The sequence below is a fragment of the Olivibacter sp. EAT-5 genome (genome assembly GCF_044784325.1).
Classification (GTDB): domain Bacteria; phylum Bacteroidota; class Bacteroidia; order Sphingobacteriales; family Sphingobacteriaceae; genus Olivibacter; species Olivibacter oleidegradans.
Window position 1 is genome coordinate 173,800 of record NZ_CP173028.1, and the last position, 19,413, is coordinate 193,212.

Annotated in this window: 21 protein-coding genes; all 21 read right to left on the reverse strand. The window is 41.9% G+C overall.

Translation table 11 applies throughout. From position 1 onward, the window contains the following. Window position 1 precedes the first annotated feature (1 nt). Entirely contained in the window at window positions 2-907 is a 906-nt protein-coding gene (locus ACH11B_RS00770; protein WP_187340812.1) for a hypothetical protein, read from the reverse strand. Then, window positions 888-1,772, reverse strand: coding sequence for a DUF488 family protein (locus ACH11B_RS00775; RefSeq protein ID WP_187340813.1), 885 nt, complete (start codon window positions 1,770-1,772; stop codon window positions 888-890). Before ACH11B_RS00775 ends, ACH11B_RS00770 begins: the two co-directional genes overlap by 20 nt. A 283-nt stretch (window positions 1,773-2,055) precedes the next feature. Next, window positions 2,056-2,430 (reverse strand): hypothetical protein, encoded by a 375-nt coding sequence (locus tag ACH11B_RS00780; protein ID WP_187340814.1) that lies wholly within the window; start codon window positions 2,428-2,430, stop codon window positions 2,056-2,058. 49 nt (window positions 2,431-2,479) lie between these two features. Beyond that, the gene (locus ACH11B_RS00785; protein WP_404273995.1) at window positions 2,480-2,746 is read right to left on the reverse strand and encodes a hypothetical protein; all 267 of its coding nucleotides are present in this window, start codon (window positions 2,744-2,746) and stop codon (window positions 2,480-2,482) included. After that, window positions 2,739-4,547, reverse strand: coding sequence for a reverse transcriptase/maturase family protein (locus ACH11B_RS00790; protein ID WP_002979465.1), 1,809 nt, complete (start codon window positions 4,545-4,547; stop codon window positions 2,739-2,741). The genes ACH11B_RS00785 and ACH11B_RS00790 overlap by 8 nt, the downstream gene beginning before the upstream one ends. A gap of 542 nt (window positions 4,548-5,089) precedes the next feature. Continuing rightward, complete coding sequence (locus tag ACH11B_RS00795) at window positions 5,090-6,004, reverse strand: DUF932 domain-containing protein (RefSeq protein ID WP_404273996.1); 915 nt, start codon at window positions 6,002-6,004, stop codon at window positions 5,090-5,092. After that, entirely contained in the window at window positions 5,982-6,164 is a 183-nt protein-coding gene (locus ACH11B_RS00800) for a hypothetical protein (protein WP_377613366.1), read from the reverse strand. Before ACH11B_RS00800 ends, ACH11B_RS00795 begins: the two co-directional genes overlap by 23 nt. Before the next feature lie 52 nt (window positions 6,165-6,216). Further along, window positions 6,217-6,729, reverse strand: a complete 513-nt coding sequence (locus ACH11B_RS00805; protein ID WP_013663554.1) for a hypothetical protein — start codon at window positions 6,727-6,729, stop codon at window positions 6,217-6,219. Between the two features lie 548 nt (window positions 6,730-7,277). Beyond that, on the reverse strand, window positions 7,278-7,730 hold the full coding sequence (locus ACH11B_RS00810) for a hypothetical protein (protein WP_377613367.1): 453 nt from the start codon (window positions 7,728-7,730) through the stop codon (window positions 7,278-7,280). Between the two features lie 138 nt (window positions 7,731-7,868). Continuing rightward, a complete protein-coding gene (locus tag ACH11B_RS00815; RefSeq protein ID WP_187340820.1) occupies window positions 7,869-8,045 on the reverse strand; it encodes a histone H1 in 177 nt (58 codons plus the stop codon). A gap of 144 nt (window positions 8,046-8,189) precedes the next feature. Further along, window positions 8,190-9,173, reverse strand: a complete 984-nt coding sequence (locus ACH11B_RS00820; protein WP_377613368.1) for a hypothetical protein — start codon at window positions 9,171-9,173, stop codon at window positions 8,190-8,192. 82 nt (window positions 9,174-9,255) lie between these two features. Next, complete coding sequence (gene traM, locus ACH11B_RS00825) at window positions 9,256-10,341, reverse strand: conjugative transposon protein TraM (RefSeq protein WP_377613369.1); 1,086 nt, start codon at window positions 10,339-10,341, stop codon at window positions 9,256-9,258. Between the two features lie 27 nt (window positions 10,342-10,368). Then, window positions 10,369-10,596, reverse strand: a complete 228-nt coding sequence (locus tag ACH11B_RS00830) for a hypothetical protein (RefSeq protein ID WP_187340823.1) — start codon at window positions 10,594-10,596, stop codon at window positions 10,369-10,371. Then, window positions 10,593-11,204, reverse strand: a complete 612-nt coding sequence (gene traK, locus ACH11B_RS00835; RefSeq protein WP_377613371.1) for a conjugative transposon protein TraK — start codon at window positions 11,202-11,204, stop codon at window positions 10,593-10,595. Before traK ends, ACH11B_RS00830 begins: the two co-directional genes overlap by 4 nt. 91 nt (window positions 11,205-11,295) lie before the next feature. Further along, on the reverse strand, window positions 11,296-11,544 hold the full coding sequence (locus ACH11B_RS00840; protein ID WP_377613372.1) for a hypothetical protein: 249 nt from the start codon (window positions 11,542-11,544) through the stop codon (window positions 11,296-11,298). Beyond that, the gene (locus ACH11B_RS00845; RefSeq protein WP_404273997.1) at window positions 11,522-13,435 is read right to left on the reverse strand and encodes a reverse transcriptase domain-containing protein; all 1,914 of its coding nucleotides are present in this window, start codon (window positions 13,433-13,435) and stop codon (window positions 11,522-11,524) included. The genes ACH11B_RS00840 and ACH11B_RS00845 overlap by 23 nt, the downstream gene beginning before the upstream one ends. 535 nt (window positions 13,436-13,970) lie before the next feature. Then, on the reverse strand, window positions 13,971-14,909 hold the full coding sequence (gene traJ / locus ACH11B_RS00850; RefSeq protein WP_377612864.1) for a conjugative transposon protein TraJ: 939 nt from the start codon (window positions 14,907-14,909) through the stop codon (window positions 13,971-13,973). Then, complete coding sequence (locus ACH11B_RS00855; protein WP_404273998.1) at window positions 14,906-15,568, reverse strand: TerB family tellurite resistance protein; 663 nt, start codon at window positions 15,566-15,568, stop codon at window positions 14,906-14,908. The genes traJ and ACH11B_RS00855 overlap by 4 nt, the downstream gene beginning before the upstream one ends. After that, window positions 15,552-16,238 carry a hypothetical protein gene (locus ACH11B_RS00860; RefSeq protein ID WP_013663562.1) on the reverse strand — a complete coding sequence of 229 codons (687 nt, stop codon included), beginning with the start codon at window positions 16,236-16,238 and terminating at the stop codon, window positions 15,552-15,554. Before ACH11B_RS00860 ends, ACH11B_RS00855 begins: the two co-directional genes overlap by 17 nt. Continuing rightward, entirely contained in the window at window positions 16,222-16,905 is a 684-nt protein-coding gene (locus ACH11B_RS00865) for a conjugal transfer protein TraI (RefSeq protein WP_377612851.1), read from the reverse strand. The genes ACH11B_RS00860 and ACH11B_RS00865 overlap by 17 nt, the downstream gene beginning before the upstream one ends. 53 nt (window positions 16,906-16,958) lie before the next feature. Further along, on the reverse strand, window positions 16,959-19,412 hold the full coding sequence (locus ACH11B_RS00870; RefSeq protein ID WP_130858254.1) for a TraG family conjugative transposon ATPase: 2,454 nt from the start codon (window positions 19,410-19,412) through the stop codon (window positions 16,959-16,961). Window position 19,413: the final 1 nt, after the last annotated feature.

Consider the following 19,413-nt stretch of genomic DNA (forward strand, 5'->3'; position numbering starts at 1 on the left):
GTTAAAATGGGAACAAACTTAATTGAGGATTGATGATCGCTGCTTGTTCTTTAATAACGGGGGGATAAAATACGCCAATGATAACAAACGGGTTTAGAGATCTCTTTAAATGCCACTCTTTTGTTGTTCCTAAAAACAAATAAATATCCCTTTTTATAAAATTATCCCAATATTGCTCTCTCACTTTTGCCAATGCAACCTTTTCACTTTTATGTTTCTTTAAACAATTAAAATACAATTGGCCTATCTCCCAATCCTCTATCATCAATCTAGGTTGTTTTCCATTTTCATCCTCAAATTTATAAAAAAATTTATACGGAATCTTTTCTATGAGCTTCCGTGGCGCATGGTTTGTTTCGAGTGATGAGAACAAATCAAGCTGGGCTAATTGGTCTTTCCATTCCTTTTTCCATTCCCGATCATCCTCTTCAATTTCAAAGCGGATAAGTTTATGCGGTTTGAATGTTGCTAATGAAGTGTTTGTAGGTGCTCTAGAGTCTTCAATCAATTTATCAATACTCGTGTATAGATTTTTAGTGCACACCTGCTTTCTTAGATTCCATGCTATGTTCTTAGACTTAGTGGATCCTTGTATTGCTATACTTTCTTTAACCACAATATCAGAAAAATCGTAATTTCTAGGAGAGTGACTCTCAGGTCGAAAATCATCCCGACGTCTTTGGACGTCTAGTTCTATCCAAGTGAACTTGTATGTAGTTACAATTCCGTCCTTTCTCAACCCGGACAAGAACTTAAACGGGACAGGATAGATTCTAATCCATGTTCCGTCCTCTAAAATACCGGCTGTGCAAACTAGCTCATCATAGCTTCTTGATGGTAATGGATAGGTTGTTACGGTGATAAGGATCTTTTTTCTTGTTACCAAGTTAAATATGCTTAAGTTCATAATCCCACTCCTCGAGGTGGGTGATAGCTTCAGCCAAAGGTTTACGATGACATTGGCAAATGTTAGCTTCAAAGCAAGTTAGCGCAATTCTGTGATATTTTTGCAATAATGTGAAAATTTTTTTTTGACTTGAAAGGGTTTCCTTAATAACGGATTTTTTGTATTCATCAAAAAGCTCATCATAATCCTTTTGAGAGTTAAGCTCTTGTCTGAACTCTGATTTGATACCCACTTCAGGAAAGTGTGTATACTCGATTCCTACCGATTCACACCCATTTTTTAGTTGAGATTTGGAAAAACCAAACTTCATGCTGGCAGCATTATTCCTCACATCACACAGCAGTTTAATGTTATTTTTAATCAATTTGTTGATGTATTCTTCCAAAGACAGTCCCTCATAACCGATTGTAAATAAAACCGTGGTATTATCAGTTGGCCTTGATTTTACCACCTTGTTATATTGTTCTTCTGTCAATAACCTTTTAGCGACCAAACTATTTATGGCGTAATATGGATGGGAGATATAGGTAGTTCTCATCAACTCCTCATTTGTTTTTTTGCCATATATTCTCTTGATGTCCTTAATAACTTTTTGGTCGGCGACTTTAAGTTGTTTTAAGTAATCGACGTCTGATATATAACTAATTGAATTTTCTTCAATATGCACAATATTGTACTTATTCAAAGTTTTGAGGTCAGACATACTTTGAAACGAATAGCAGCCGTATTTATACGGAACAAAATGGTAACTGCTAGAGCTTTGAGACCTAGTGACTAAAAAGAGCAATTTTTGCAACTGTATTTTATCCAGTACATTGCCAAATTGCTGTAATAACCCCAACAACAGCTTTCTTCTGTAAAACATTTTGCAAAGATAGGAACAATGCACTAGAATCTCTCATATTGATAATCTCGAAGAATGTTGATATACTCGTCAATTATCGTATAAGATATATAAAACAGTTTGAGAAAGAAGGGCCAAGAAATACGTTAATAAAACAACTTGCCCAGCAAAAAAAAAAAACGCACATCAGCAAGTTGGATTTAGGTTCTAAAAGGACTTTATAAGCACTTAAGGCGCGGCAAAAAAAAGCCCCTTGATTTTTGGTAAAAATCGAAGGGGCTAAAAATTGGCATATTGTAAGTTCTCAGCTATACAACAGATTTACCGCCTTTTTAAACTTCTCGTTCAAGCACTTTTCTTTAGCGTACCTCACCAAACACTCATTAAAAAAGATAGCGTTATGGTTAAAGCATAATTGTTCTGCAAAAACATGTCGGCTTTTAATCATATCATATTTCAAACGTTTAATGAGTTTTTCCGTTTCCCCTGCAAGATGAAGCCAAAAGTTAAATGTTATGATACTTTTGCTGCTCCATTCGTTTTCATAAACTGCCCTATTCTCAGATAGACTAACGCAAAAGGAGGATGTATATTCCAAAAGCGGTGCTATTTCTTCGGGAAAAAGCTGATGTATCAATTTGGCTTTATCCGTGTTTGTTAACTCATCTATCGATTTCATAATAAAACCGCGCCCTTTGTACGGTTGCGCCTCCGCTTAAGTTAAAACGTTAATTCAATGCAGCTGCGCCCACCTGTGCAAAGCCGTTGCAAAGATCAAAGGCCGTTTGTGTCTGCTGTTGGGAAATTCCACACATAAGGGACTTTAATTTGTTTTCTCCGCTACCGTAATCATGAACATTTTGCAGATAGCGTGGGATAAGCTCCTGACGCCTTATCGATATTACTATCGGTAGGTTTCCCTGAACTCTCCCCCGAACCGTACGTACAACTCTCGCTGTATACGGCTCTCCACATAATATATGCAGTCTATTCACCGTTGTGGATTTTTCTATGGCAATCGTGACAGACCGCCAGTGTTTTCCTTCTTCTTGCCATCATGACCAACTCCCAAGGTTGCTTGCCCTCGACATCTTTCATTTTCCTGATGTGGTGCATTTCCAATTGTCCATTTGCCTCACATAACTCGCATTTCTCTGCTTTCAATCTGTCAATCAAGCTTGTAATAGACCTTGTGAAGTATACATCTGGGTGGTTATCCACCTTGTTGTCTTTAATAGCTTCGGTGTTTCTTTTGAAACCTTTGTTATAGAATACACGTTTGAGAGTTTTGCCCTTTTTGTTTTTATAGAATACAGTAAAGTCCTTGTCATGCATGTATTTGTTGAGGATTTTATGTACAGATGACTTGTACTTGGCCGCAAAGGTTCGGTACAGGCTGTATTCCATGATATAACCAAAGTGATTAATCTGTTTGAGATTGTTCACTAATGAATAGTAATTGTAAAAGCCCCGTACTTCAGAGTTGTATCTTGTTAAGATTTCGAGGTCATCGTTATTTATAAGTGAACCTCTATGCAATGGTTTCCAGACTTCTTTACCATTGTGATATTTTACCTGTACCCGACGGTAGTAGAGTAATTTTTTCAGTATGGTTGAACGGGACACCCTTAGCATAACTCGTTTGTTGTGGGCTTTCTTTAAAAAGCCATTCTTGTCTCTCATGCGCAAGTCAGACCTTTGGACAGTGATTTCATAACCGAGGAATATTGCAGGTTTCTTTGAATGGGTAATCAGTGTCTTTTCGTCTGAAAGAGACAGCTTTAATTTTTCATTTAAGAAGTTTTTAATATCCTCTTTAATGAGCTTGCATTCGTCTTTTGAACCGATGACACCTATTATAAAGTCATCTGCGTACCTCACATATTTCAATCGCCTGTAGTTTGCATCCATTTCGTTGCAGCGTTCGATAGAAAGTCTTTTTATCTCAAGCATTCTAATCTCCTTTTTCAGGAGCACTCTCTCATTTTCATCTTTTTCAAGTTTCAATTTCCCGAGCAGATAGGATTTTCGGTATACATTATTCTTGGCAATCTTTGTAATTTGTCGCCTCTTTCCCTTGTCGAACCTTGTAGCATAATCTTTCATGTACTTATCCAGTTTATCAAGGTAGATATTTGCCAGTATGGGGCTTATAATACCACCTTGTGGAGTTCCACTGTAAGTTCTGTGATAGACCCAATCTTCAATGTATCCCGCATTAAGGAACTTCCGTATAAGTCTGATGAACCTGTCATCTGTTATCCGTTCCCGTAAGATGTTCAGCAGTACCTCATGATTGATATTATCGAAGAAACCTTTAATGTCCCCTTCAATGAACCATGCTGCGCCGCTAAAAGTCTTTTTGACCTGTACCAGTGCAGTATGGCAACTCCTCTGAGGTCTGAAACCGTGAGAGCTATATTCAAACTGCTTCTCGAATATGGCTTCAAGTATCATCCGAATAACCTCCTGCACCAATTTATCGTCAAAAGACGGAATACCTAAAGGGCGTTTCTGACCATTTTTCTTGGCTATATAAACCCTTCGTGATGGATTGGGCTGATACGTTTCATCTCTGATAGTATCAATTAGCTTTTCAATCCGTTGTAAGCTCATACCGTCAATTGTGGTATCATTTGAGCCTTTGGTCATGTTTCCTGCTTTAGCATAGATCTTTTGGTAAGCAGTGTAGTACATTTCCACATTGAAAAGAATGCGATAGAGCCTTTCAAATTTGTAACCTGAAATTCTACTATGCTTCGATAGACTGTTTAATACAGATTCTGGATTTCTCATAATGTCTCTCACATTTTCCTTTATTTGTATTAAAAATATTAGCTGCCTCCCTTCGCCATGTACAGGGCTTTCCCCTGCTCGGACTACTACGGAGGCTCCGTTGCCATGTCGGATATTCAGAGACTGCTCTCATAGCCACGCCAGTGGCTTTCCGATTTAGGTCAATCCCCGTTTAGAAGTGCAATAACATAGCTCGATTAGATTGTCGGATATGACTTATCCTTTACTACTTATTGTAGTCGTGCCGATAGTCTGTTCATGCCCTACTTCCAAACAGGCGAGAAGTGGGTACTATCAGAGTGACGATTTTAGTTGCCTTACGTCAATGCTAGTGCCGTTGCCACTCGGATCATCATTCAATCAGATTCGATTTTATCCTCATATCTATTCATTTCATCTTCCCAATTCAGTCGCAACCTGACAACTGGTTGACTTTTTGGATTCACCGACATGCTACACTCCCTGTCCAGTTTCCCTTCCAGATAAGTCGGTTGATGATAGGCTTCAAAGAACACTCGCCTAATACCTCGCTACAGGTATATTTATTGCACATCCAGTACGGGCGCATCCGTGACCGCATTATAACAGCCATACAGCGTCCCGTTTGTGGTTGGGTCAATCTGAGAAGGGTTATTAAAAGCATACGCTAAAACAGCATCAATCTTTTTATTGAAATGGGTCGATAGTTCCTCCTGTTTCTCGCCAAATATTTTGTCCAATGCCTCTTTACTGGGAGCTAAGGCCAATTGTATCAATCGTTTGAGATTGGCGTCTGTGATATGGATTTTTGACCAACGGTTAAAAATTTCCTGAAGCTCACAACTAACCGTATGACTGATCCCTAACAACTTATGTGCCTTTTTTAGCTTCTCGTGTGCACTGATTGTATGACGTATCTTAACAATCCTTTCTGTTGTCCGAAGGGCTGCATTAAGGCTATTGTTGCAAACGATCCTGATCGGCGTAAATGCAGCGGTAATACTGTTTGTCCCGTCATGCGCAGTGGTAAGGAAAAGATATTGATCTATCAGATCGTCACGGCCAACCCTGATAAAGTCAGGCAATTTAGCGGTGATGAATATGCGTTCCCCCTTTCCCCATGCCCCGGCCGTTTCATACAGAATCCCATTCTTTGCCCCGACAATGCTATCAAAAAATTCGAATGCGAAAGCGTTCTGTACCACTTCATAATCTTTCCCCACATGCTCGCCTAAAACTTCCTCGTTATCGGTTCGATAGGTAAAAAAACTGTTTTCCGAAAACTGTTCTTTTCCGCTCGGGAAAACCTGCTTATTGGGTGATTTTGCAACTTCATAATTAAGCCCCGCATATTTTATGGCTTCCTCGCTTGTGGGGTAATCCTGCAATATTGTACCTAGGCCATGCCAGGGGATTTCCTTCACACTGAAAAAAGAATGTTTTCCCATATTGCTGTTATAATTGATGTTGTGTGCCATTTCCTCTAATTTTAGTGTTACTATTTGTAGTCGTACCTGCATGCTCACAGATAAAGGCCGTTAACTGAACTTGAAACTCTCCAGGGTTTTCTTCTCTGAATTCCTCCCCGTAACCGTCCCAATAAAGCCCGTCCAAATACTCTAAAAATGCTGTTTCCATAACTTGAGCAATTAATTTACCCCTTGCCGTAAATGACAAGGGGCATCCATAACTAAGCAGGCAGTTGGATTTCACCTTCAATCTCGGCTAACCTATCCATACAAAGCGCGTTGATGTATTCGGCTACTTTCTTGATGATGTAAGGGTTTTTAGTGCTAAACTCTCTCCGCTTGTCGTCCTCGATCGATAGTACGCAGCCCTGAAAATGGTTGCTATCGGTTTCTTCCGCATCGTCTTTCTGCGCTACTTCAAAAGCATTAAGTGTATCAATGGTATCGATCAGCTTATCCCGTTGGATTTTTCGACGGTGCAATTCTTCCACAAGCTTCAAGGTGCTTTCTAAGTTCAGTGCAAGTTTTTCCAGTTTTGGAGCTGTTTCTGCCGCTTTCGGCTCTTTTTGTTCAGCTATTGAAGGAGCTTCTTTTTTTGTATCTATAGTCTTATCCTGCTGTTTTTCCTGAGGCAAAGAAGATTTTACATTGTCCTGTGGTTTAACTCCATTTTGCACACTGTTCTTTACAATATTCTCCAAATTGCTTTTGCTGTTTATTTCTATAGTTTTCATAATTTCTATTTTTTGATGTCAATAATTCCGTCCGTGTAATTCCTTTTCTGAAGCAGAGCGAGCGGAAAGCCGCTTCGTTCTGCTGCTGCCTGTCGTCAATGGGGGGCTTCTGCCTTTAATTTTTTTCATAGCGCCTAACTTTTAAGTCCATCGGGCGCAAGGGCCCTCCGGCAATTGTTAAGCAGCCTCACCTTAATAGAATCCCCATCCGTGCAAGGCTTTGCCGAAAAAAAATACGCTCGCGAGGAACGAGCGAGGAAGATTTTTTTCGAGCAAACCAACGGGCAGGCTTGCTCGGTTGGGGATTGTTTAATTTTTTTGCTAACGAATCGCCGGGGGTACGCAATCATTGAGCGTTTTATGGGCTAAAAGAACATTAAACGAAGGGTTTGACTTGAACAGGAAGCAACTGGCTGCTGAGGGACGAGGCTGCCTGTTGCAAAAAATAAGAGGATAGCGGCTTCAAGGCTCGAAGAAGCGGCTGTCCTCTTTCAGTTTGAACGAATTAATAATATTATTATACAAGCATATTGGCCAGAATTTTATTCTTAATTGTCGACTTTTGTATAAATCAGTGTTTCTCCGTCATCTTTCGGCCATTCCATTACCCCTTTATCAAGATTAAATTTGAGAATTTTCACACCTCCTCTTAGTTGACCTACAATACGCAGCGTGGTATCACCGGTCTGAAAATCCGCAACCAATATTGATCCCGGCTTTCCCTTATTCCATATCCCGGCAACTTTATTTACAGGACGTTTGGGGTCATCCTTTTTTGCATTGCTCCAATGGGCTACTACCTGAACATCAAATTTTCCGTCATCCGTTGATTTTATTTCCACTGTATCTTTATAATAGTCAAAAGTGGATTCACTTTGAGATGCATATTTACCAATTAGCTGATCTTTTAAGTCTGTTTTCCCTTTTGGCGATAAACAGGAAAACGTAAAAAATGAAATCGATAACAAAACGATCCATCTAAAATTTTTGCATGCTTTCATAATCAGGAGTTTAGCTAACAAAACTCAAATATAAACTAATAAAAAAAAGATTAAGAAAGTATTACTCGAAACAGGCTAAATTGGCATACAAAAAAGCCGCTATCATACCATAGCGGCTTTTCTTCTTAACCAAGAAACTTACTTAGCATTCTTCTTTGCGGTAACTTCGTTGCGTATTTCCTGCGCTAATGTTTTTGTGTTCTGAAGTGCGCCTCGTAAGCGTGTGCCTGCTGCTTTGTTTCCTTTTTCATAAAATGCCTGTGCATCTTTTTCGGCCGATGCAATAAGTTCTTTCAGTGCTGCGAATTTTTCCATGATACAGATTGTTTTTAAGATCAAGATATAGAGGTCGTTTTGAAAAACCCTAAATCTTTGTGATTATAATTGTTTAATACCGAACAATAGGCTTGGCCGGTAACCAAATCTATTGTTCAAAACCCTTAAATACGGCAAATCACTTTACCGGGCAATACCTGCCGCTCTTTCCTGCTTATTTTCTCTGGATACTTTACCCTGTTGTTCGGCTTTTACTCCCGGCTTTAAAAATTCCTCCCGTTTTTCAGGCTTGCCATTTTCAAGGAAGAAGTTGGCCTTACGGAACCTTACCGAGGCTTCTACATAAACGTTAACCGTTTCTCCGCTGGCTTTCTCCGCTTTTACAAGCTCCCTGTTTCCGTTCATGATTCCTGTAAAGATCTTTTCCGCCCTTTCCGGATTTTCAAGATCTTTGATATTAAATGACTTGAGTGATTCTTTAAGATCAAAACCATAACTCGGGTCGTGGAATATCCTTGTCGTGAGATTATTATACCTGTCACGGGGTTTGTCGGTATTCAGCATTACCCATGCTTTATAAACCATACCCTGTATATTCAGCAGATCATCCCGGTACACGGCGCGTCCCTGCACCAGATTCCCTGCCTGTTCCTTATTGAATCCTTTTCCTTCTTCTACGTAAAATGTCTGTGGTATGGGACTGGCATAATAGGCAGATTGGAAAGTTTTTGCCACAAAATTCACCTTTCCATTTTCCATGTTGGCAACCATACTTTTATGGGCAACATCTTTTCCAATGGCAAGTTCGGCATTTCCTTCCTGCTTTTTGAACAGTTCAATCGCTTCATTAACGTTATCAAGCTTCTTGACTATGTTTTTGCCATCTTCGCCTTTTAGGATAACCATATATTTCTGACCGATCTCCAGTGGGTCGACCTTATTGTGTACGGCGTCAAATTTGTTGAAATAATAGAAATCCGATTGGCTGGATTTTTTGTAATGCAGCGTAAAATCAATCTGTCCTTTTGCCGTTGCAGGCATACTGTCATATGCTTTAAATTCGGGAACACCCAGCTTGATATTTTCTTCAATCTGTGCAATGGTTTTTGGGCTAAAGCCAAGGTTTTTAGCTTCGTCGATCCTATCCTCTAAATTGTTCAGATTCATAATATTCAATTTTAAGTTTACGTTTATTGTTAAATATGAAATGGTTGTATTCTTTTCCTTTTAGGAAAGCGGATTCTTCCAACTATCTAGTGTTTTTTAAATCATTGTTCTTTAAGAGTACAGGCTCCCCGGCTTTTACCTTAACCTTTATTTTGCGGACTTTTTTGCTGATTATGTTTTTAACGGCATCCATACCTGCACCTGCTACCTGCGTGGCAATGGAGCCATCCAGCCCGTACATACCGATTCCACGCACCAGATTGTCCGTCCCGAGATTTGCCGCTTCCGTGATGACCGCTTCGGGTGCATAGAGGCCCTCCATTCCGTCAAGACTGTAAACGCTCAGGTTTACAGGGATAATTGATGTTCCCAAGCGGATATTGCGAATATTCAGCATGATCCGTTGATTCGCTATCCGGCAGGTAGCGAACAGGTAAAAGCCTTTGGGAATATGATGGCCCTTGATGACCATACTATCCTGCAACTGAAGCCTCAATGTAGCTCCCTGTACTACCTTTTGTTTATTGGTAATGATCGCCGGTATCGCCCTGAAAAGGCTATCCTTCTCTGGAATCATCTCTTTTTCGCTTTGTAGCTTTTCTTTGACCCGCTCGGGGTGCTGAATATCCAGAATCGTCTGGAGCAGACCATTGAGCTGCTCCACCTCCCTATCATCGGCGCTGTCTGTATGCATGCTTTTCATCAGGGCTTCCAACCGGTCTACTTCGTTGTTCATCTCTGATTTGGGGCTGGGTTCCGCCATTGGATTTTCAGCTACAGCTGCAAAAGGAAATTTTTCCTGTTTTTCCTGTGGCCTGCTGATTTCCTGTTGAATTGCTTTCAGTTTTTCATCAATTTCCTCGGCTTTTGGATTTTCTTCCGGCGAGAAACCCAACCTATTTATGACATTTTCAATACCCTCCTGCTTTTTTTCCTCATCACTTGTCGCCTGCCGGTAAAAATCCATCTTATCACGGGGCTGGTTTTTCTGCCTGAATGCAGCATCAGGTAATTCCGTACTAATGCCTTTCTTTTCGGATTGGGTATCATCCTTCGTTCCCATGCCGCCATCCAATGTATAAAATGCAAATACCAAAAAGGGCATTACGAGCAATGGCAAAAACAGCCATATTTTACGGGTGTCTCTCTTTTTTTCCTGTTCCATCATTATATTGTTTTTTATTGATGATCAATTTCAGTTCAGTACCCGGACCAACAGGTAAATACAGTAGGCGCTGGTAGAGAGAAAGCACGAGAGAAAAGCGAATAGTAAAACCCATCGGGGTAAGCCACTGGCTTTTTTATTCAAAAAGGAAGCAACCCGTTTCTGTCCCGTGATGATTTTCATCGCTATCCGGTAGGCCGTTTCATCCTGTTCATGTTGCCGCTGCTTTCTATCCTGTTGTTTCCGATATAGTTTCATGGCAACTGATTTTCATTTTTGAGGACTTCCCAGTGCTGTATCAGAAAGCCATGTGGGTTATTATCTGTCTGTTGCTTTAAGTCGCGCACTTTCCCTTTAGTAACCAGCCTCTTCAATGCCGTGCTGGTTGAGCGGGTGAGCTTCTGGGTAGCATAACAGATAAATGTGTAGGGATATTGGTCTATATCAAGCACGGTGCTGTCCACCTCAATTTCCTGCGAGATATTGGCCGAGATCAGGTTGTTATAATAACCCGATTCCTTCAGGTTGTCATACTGCTTCTTGGCAGATTCGTCCGCGAGATAAAATGCCTTTGAGACGCTGGCCTCTATCGCTTTGTCGTCCGGAATGAGGTTAAAAAAGTAGTAGTGGAACGTTTTGATATGATCCCGCAATTCCACAGGAAGGTTACCTTGCCTATGTGTCGCAAGGGCTTCCAGCACCTTCCCGTTATATAGAATATAAATCCGTTGCTGAGCCGCTTCTACCATCTGATAGCTTTTGTAGGCACAGATACAGACGGTCAGTACATTGGCCAATATCAGGAAAATGCTGAACCTTTTTATATGTCTGAATGCCGTGTCGATATTTCTGAACTGTGTAAACATAGGCTTGTCTTTAATTTGAATTATTTACCGGAAAGTTTGTCATAGAGGTGGGCTCCTCCTTTTCCCGTAGTACCTAATGCACCATGTGAGCCTAAGCCTGCCGGCCGGAATATTGTTTTCCGGCCTGTAAGATGTTGGAACCTCCCTGCATTACACCAGCTGCCCCTCCTGTCGCCAAACCTCCTGCGGCCATGGCCGAAGTAGATACCATACTGGTTACCTTCTGTAATAGGGCATTGGCTCCTCCTGCCTGCAACACGTAGTTAGCTACATTGGGAACGGTGAAATACCCTACAATTCCGATCAGCATAAGTAGGCTAAGCACCCGACGCCTTTCCATATTTCGATGGTAGGTTTTCAAATGCTCGCCCCCGAACCGGACTTACACCTCTCAGCGTATCCGGCTCTCCATTAAAGGATCGGTCTATCGACCCTGCGTGTGTTTTTAAGTGACAACTCCTGCATAGGGCAATGGTTTTTCTACGTCTTGCAATCATCAGCTTGTCGGCAAAGCCTTTGCCATCCAAGTCTTTGAGTTTTCTCACATGATGCATGTCCAATCGCTCTGTTGCTCCGCACATTTCACATTTCTCAGCTTTAAGTCTATCTATCAGACTTGTACTGGTTGAATGATAAACTGTTTGGGAATTGTCCAAGTTTACGTCCGCAGTAGGTAGTTTTCTTTTATAACCACCCTTGTAAAAAGTTTGTCTACGTTCATCTCCCTTTTTATTAGTGTAGCTCACGGTAAATACGCCGTTTCGTTCATATTGACGAAGTATTTTGCGCACTGTACTTCTGTATTTACAGGCAAAAGTCCTGTACATACTGTACTCCATAATGTAACCGTAAGAGTTCAATACGGCACTGTTGTTTGCTACAGAATAGTAATTGTAGAATCCCCTTAATGTGTAATTGTACATTTGGAGAATTTCCAAGTCATCGTTATTGAGCATTTTTGTATGTTCTCTAGGTTTCCACCATTCTTTCCCATCGTTATTCCTTCGAATTTCGACAATGCCGAAATCGAGTAGCTTCTTCTTGATGGTATCCATAGAGATGCGGAGGATTACCTTGTTGTTGAAAGACCTAATCAGCCTGTTCATACTGTCCCTTTTTGCGTCATTGGTTCTGCGTACAGTTACTTCGTAGCCAAGAAATTTGGCGGGCTTCTCCGTATGGGTTATCAGCGTTTTGTCTTCAGATAGTTGCAGTTTTAGTTCTACTTCAAGAAATTTCTTGATGTCTTCCTTTACCTGTTTACCATCTTCCTTACTACCAATTATCCCGATAAGGAAGTCGTCCGCATACCTTACGTACTTAATTCTCTTGAACGCATCATCCATTTCATCACAGCTGGGGATGGTTAATCGCTCTTTGTCAATAGCTTTGATTTGTCTTACTAATTCTTGACGTTCGTTTTCATCTTTTACATTTTTAAGTTTAAGCACCATCCGCGCCTTCCTGCTTTCGAACGTATACCTCGTATTGTGAGGTTTCCGCTTTGTTCCCCTGTCGAAGTTTTTGGCATACTTAACCATATACCTGTCCAATCTGTCCAGATAGATGTTTGCCAAAATAGGACTGACAATTCCTCCCTGCGGTGTTCCGCTGTAGGAGTTGTGAAAAGTCCATTCTTCAACGTAACCTGCCTTTAAGAACTTCCATATAAGGCGTAGAAATCTGTCGTCGGAGATGCGTTCCTTGAGTATACCGATCAGAATATGATGGTCTATCTCATCAAAGAACCCTTTAATATCTCCCTCCACAAACCATTTTGCGCCTGTAAATGTCTTTTGTATCTTAACCAACGCGGTGTGGCAACTTCTGTATGGTCTAAAACCGTGGGAACAGTCCAAAAACTGTCCTTCATAAATGGCTTCAAGCGTCATACGAACCACCTCCTGTACCAATTTGTCATCAAAAGACGGAATTCCCAACGGGCGCATCTTTCCATTTTTCTTTGGAATGTACACCCTTCTAGCAGGTTGGGGCTGATAGCTTTCTGTTCGAAGCAAGTCGATTAGTTTTGAGATACGATTAAGGCTCATACCGTCGATTGTCTTCCCGTCGGAACCTTCTGTCATATTGCCTTCCTTCGCATAAATGCGTTGGTAGGCAGCATAGAACATTTCTTCGTTGAACAAATTCTTGTACAGCCTTTCATACCTGTAATCTAATTGTGGACTATGCTTTGATAGACCGTTTAATACTTTTTCAGAATTTCTCATAATGTCTCTCACATTGTTCTTTAATTGTATTAAAACCTTTAACTGCTTCCCTTCGCCATGTACAAGGCTTTCCCTTGCTCGGACTACTACGGAAGCTCCGTTACCATATCGGATATTCAGAGGCTTAACCTCATAGCCTTTCGGCGTTCCGACTTAGGTAATCCCCGTTTAGCTAAATAATAACTTGGCTCGATAGATTGTCGGATATGGTTTCCGTCCTTTACCATTTACTATGGTTGTGTTACGATTTATTCCTGACCACACTACTCATATTCCTTAGCGGGTTATCGTAATCTGACGAGTATAGTTACCTTACGTCAAAGTCCCTACGCCGACCACTCGGACTGCCATTCAATCAATTCGGATTTTATCCTCATATCTATCATTTCATCTTGCCATTCAGTCGCAGAATGGTAACTTTCTGACTTACGGCTTTCCCGACATGCTACACTCCCTGTCCAGTTTCCCTTTCAGATAAGTCGGTTAATGACAGGCTATCGGAACCTTGCCTGGTGTCTTGCCATAGACACATTTATTATAAAGCCTTTACGGGCGCACATATCAGGTAAGCGGTATCATAGGTGCTGAAAAAGGTATCACCCGACTGTCCGATCTGTCCGATATCTATTTTGAGCATGTTCTCCTGAATTTTGCCGAGGATACTTCCGAATATGTTACTGATGGGAAGCCATAAAAAGACATTGATATATCGTGCAAGCCACCCTACAAGCGATTGCTGGAAACCATCAAAGACCGCCAGACCTAGCACAAAGGGCCCGAGTATGGAGAGCACGATCAAAAAAAATGTCCGGATCGTATTGATGCAAAGGGAAGCGGCTGCGAAAACAACCTGCAAAACCTCGCTCATCCATTGTTTGACCGAGTTGCGGAAATTATAAGATTGTTTCTCCATCCAGAACTGCATATCGTGGCCCAGTCCTTCAAAAAGTCCTTCGCTCGAGCCGTTTTCGTTTTCGGGATATTTATATTTATACCATTCGGAACGATCACCGTTACCGTCTTCTCCGATATAGATATTATATAGATCGGATTTTTTTACTGCCGCCTCTTTTTGTTTCAGCAACGCCATGATTGCGTGATCGCTATCTTTGACCATTGCACCAGTGGCAACCACGGTCGGTTGCAGTACACCGTTCATCAGATCGATGACCGCCGGGAAGAACATAATAGCGAGGCCAAGACCGAATGGGCGCAGGAGCGGATAAAAATCGATGGATTCGGCGGCTGCAATCTGGCGCCATACACGGCTGGCGGTATACCAGAGGGCACCAAAACCAGCTATGGCACGGGCAACGTCGATGAGTTTTCCGCTTAGCGGCTGCATGTCATCCCGCACGGCCTCCAGTACGGGTTGCATGCCGCCCAAGGTCTGGGCAATATCCGCACGACTTGCAAGCGGGAAGACAAGTGCGACAACCGCCAACAGGACGGCCGCAAGTTTAATTTTTTTCATGGGTTTTTACCGTTAAAAAATTGACTGATACCTTTGATATCATTTATTTCTCTTTTCCTCTGCGCCAGCAATACATTACCTGATTCATTGAATTTCCGGAGGAAAAGTAACTTATCCTGTATGTCGTTGTAAATACGGTCGATCTGCGCTAGACGCTCTTCATCGCTCATTCTCAATTGAGAGGAAGTGATCACCAGGAGAAGATCCTCCAGGTTGTCTTTGCTCTGGTTCAATAGCCTTCCGTACACATTAGCCATATATTCCAATTCTCCGGAGTTGAATATTGCCGAACTTCTGAAATGTGATAGTGCGGATCGATATTCCGAATTGATCCTACCTTGCAAGCTGATGATGTCGGCAATCCGTCCATATTTTTTCACTTCGGGACTGACCAGCATCAGGCCATCAAGAAAAACGGTATGCAGGGAAAAGTTGCCCTCTGCTATATTCCTGATCGTATTATAACCATTGCTGATTATATCATAACCCGTTTTCATATCCCTTAAAATGTTTTTGAACTGGCTCAACTTTTCTGCATTGAGGATCAATTGCTGTATTTCGGTAGACTGCCCAGATGACCGTAAGGGCAATGCCATTGTTAGGCAGTAAGCAGTTACGGCAAACAGAAAATACCTGCCTTTTTCAATTAACTGTTTCATACATATTGTGGATTTGATTTACGGACTTTAATTCTGATCTTATCTGTCCTTTTAACACATTTACCTGTCCCGCGAAATGTTGTGCAAACGAGAACTTGTCCCGCATGGACGCAAAAACCTTATCTAACCGCTGCAAGCGCCGGTCTTCTGTCATTTCGATTTTACCGGAAGCAATAACTAACAGCAATTCCTCCATATCTTTGCTACAATCCTCCGACAGCTTAGCGTGAATCTTTTCGATATAGGCCTTTTGTGAACTTGAGAGAATTCCATCATCCTTTTCGAGCATATTGAACAGTTTGCTGATGGCAAGCTGGAAACTAATGGTTTCGGCCACTTTCAAATGGTTTCTGATGAAGGGACTTACAGCTTTCAGGGAACTGATAAAGGCATGGTGAAGGTTAAACTCCCCATTGGTAAATCCTTTTACTGTTTGCAGTCCCGAACGGGCAATATTATAACCGTCTCTTACATAACCCGAATAAAGCTGCAAGGCTGCGATCTGTGTCAGCAGGTATTTTTTCTGCGTCTTTTTCTGTTTGAAAAACTCCGAGAATGTCTGAGCCTTGGCAGGATTAACCACAGCAGAAAGAAACAATACTGAAATCCAGTATAATAACGAGCTGCGCAGTACGCTGCGAAATACCGATAGCTTATTCCTGTATTCCATAAATCTCCTTTAAAGTGACCACTTCATCCAATGACTTTGCCCGCTGGATACTCAGTTTGATATTTTCATGATTGAATTTTTTTAGATCGGAAAGGTTCTGATCGATCTTATCGGCTGCACCGGCAATGATTTCCAGTCTGGCGGCGTCCGACATCTGGGTTTTAAAGCTGTTTACAACCAATAAAAGCTCGTCTGCATTTTTGACACTTGCATCCAGTATTCCCGTATATACCTTTTCCATAACGGAGATTTCTTCGGGTGAAAAATGCTTATCGCGTTTAAAGAGGTTCCATGCCCACTTATATTCATTTACCAGTTCAACCTGTTTTGCCGTGAGTTCCTTGAGACGTTTGTAGTAGGTAACAGCCGATTTGATTTCCCAAAGTTCCTGATAGTATTTACGGTAGAGTTCTTTCTGTTTTTCCGTCCAATCGGCAATTTCGGTGAGTTTCAGCTTGGAAAGCTGATTTTCCAATACTTTCTGGGCATTCTGTAGCCATATCGCTTCGTTCTGCAAGCGTTGTATCTTTAGATCTACCGCTTTGATGACCCTTTTTACGCCCGTGCGGATCACTTCCGCTAGGGCAATCTGTGCGCTGGCCCCTTTCGGTACACCTACAAACAACGTGGCGGCGCTAAGGGGAAGCATAATCATATACTTCTTCATAATCTTCCTGATTTTGTGCGTCAAATTTTTTATAGTTTTCATTAGCTTATTCATTATTGACCGAGTGTTTCTTTGACAAGCATCTCAATACCTTTCTGCATACTACCATATCGCAGGGCGTATTCCTGTACCTTTACCTTTTCACTGGCCTCCGTGGTATAGGTCCAATACTCTTTGGGTGATACTTCGGTACGGTAGACCTTGCTGTGTCCACCAAGGCTGATAAACACCTCCTTGTACGAGTGGTCGGGATCGTTAGCTTTGTTCATGGATAGCACCAGTGCTTTCTCCTTATCCGTAAGCCCCAGCAGTTCCTGTACCTGCTCAAACTTGTTGGCATATTTGGACTGATCGAGCAATATCTTCGTGTCAGAATTATTAATGATGGCATTTTTTACGATGGGCGAACTGATAATGTCCTCGATTTCCTGCGTCACTACGATAGGTTCACCAAAGAACTTGCGCATGGTTTTCCATAGGTAGCGCACATGTTCGGCCATACTATCTTTTGCAATTGCCTTCCATGCTTCTTCCAGCAGCACAACTTTCCTGATCTGCGGTATTTTCCGCATCTTTGATATAATCATTTCCATTATGACAAGGGTAATCACAGGAAAAAGCACGGGGTGGTCTTTCACTGCATCCAGTTCCATCACAATGAACCGTTGATGAAGTAAGTCCAGATTTTCATTGGCGTTCAACAGGTAATCAAACTCCCCACCCTTGTAGTAAGGATTGAGTACATAAAGAAAACTCCCCAGGTCAAAATCTTTTTCCTTTACCTGCGCTTCTTTAAGTACCGGCGAATATTCGGATAAGAGAAATTCGTAAAAGCTGTTGAATGAAGGAAAGATGTCGGGATTTTCGTCTAAGTAAGCGTAGTAAAAGGTTAGGGCATTGGATATCGCAACATACTCGGACCTTTTGTAAGGTTCGCTATCCTTTTTCCATAAGGATAACAGCAAGGTCTTAATGCTTTCTTTTTTTTCGGTGTCGAGCGAGCTACCTTCAGGCAGATAGAAAGGATTGAAACGTATGGGGTCATCATCCGAATAAGTAAAATAGTAACCGCCTACCAGATCGCACAATCCCTTATAGCTGTGGCCAATATCCACAATAATGATATGTGCACCCTGCTCATGGTAGCTCCGCATGAAATGGTTGGTCAGGAAACTTTTTCCCGAACCCGAAGGACCCAATATAAATTTTGCCCGATTGGTGATCCATCCCTGTTTCCAGGGCTCGTCCGAAATATCCACATGCACGGGTCGACCACTTATCCGGTCTCCAAGACGGATACCGAACGGACTGATGCTATCTTTATAGTTGGTTTCCAGATTGAAGAAACATGCAGCCTGCTCGGCAAAGCTGTCAAAAGTATCATTGATGGGAAAATCGGCCCCTGCTCCGGGCATTCCGGCGTACCATATCTGGGCCATGCCGTCTGTCTCCTGTTTGGCCGTGCAGTCCATTTGAGCAAGTGCCGAACTGACCTGATTTCTAAGTTCTGCATCTTCCGGTTTATCCGACCATACCAGCACGTTGAAATGCGCTTTAATAGGCAGCCGCTGCTCACCGATGGCCTCGTTCAGAAAGCCGTTGACTGCCTCCATTGCCAGGGCGTTTTCCCTGCTGTACATCGAAAGAGATTGTAGCCGGAGCTTTTTAGATTCCAGCGCCTTGATCGTTTTTTGCGGATCTTCGATCAGTATATATTGGTTGTAAATATGATTACAATTTAAGAGCTGCCCTAATGGACTTGCAAAACCAATACTGAACTTGGTCCGATCTGTACTGTATTTTTCATAGTTGATCCTGCTTCCGCACAGGGCAGGAAGGTTCTCGGTATCAGCAAGTGTATACAGCTGACAGTACCGGTCACCTATTTTCAAACCATTTTGCAGATTAATGTCACGTACTATCGACTGCTCGTTTTCTGTTAACAGAAAACAGTAACGTTCCATAATCCCTGCCTTTACCGACGTTCCCGCTAACTCATCATTTCTCAATCGCCTCGGCCTAATAAATCCGCTATCTGTTAATATCCGTTCGAATTGCCCCGCGCTGTCCAGAAAATGTTGGAAAAGGTTTTCGTCCACGGTTTGCGCCGGAACAATCGTCCTCCGTAAAAGATTGTTATAAGCGGATGTGGCAGGCTTGCGCCCATTTGGCTTTTTGGTCAGGAAAAGATAGCAGGAATGAGCCAGATAAGGTCGTTCATTAAAAAACTTTTCACTGCTACGGGCAAGGAAACCATCCTTTCCTTCGTAGTCTGCTTTATAGCTCGCCTGTGTGTGCCAATCCTGTTTATGTAGGACGGTATGGTTTTGCAGTACCTTGATTGCCTTGACAAAGGTGCTGTGATAAGCCGTATAATCCCGTTCCGATAAAGTGAAAATCTCGGGCAGGGTCAGTTCATAGGCTACCGTAATATCTCCCTGTCTGCTGAGTATACAGTCGTGCTCCACTTTGTAAATAGGAAATATGTTTGTTGCTTCGGCTATCATA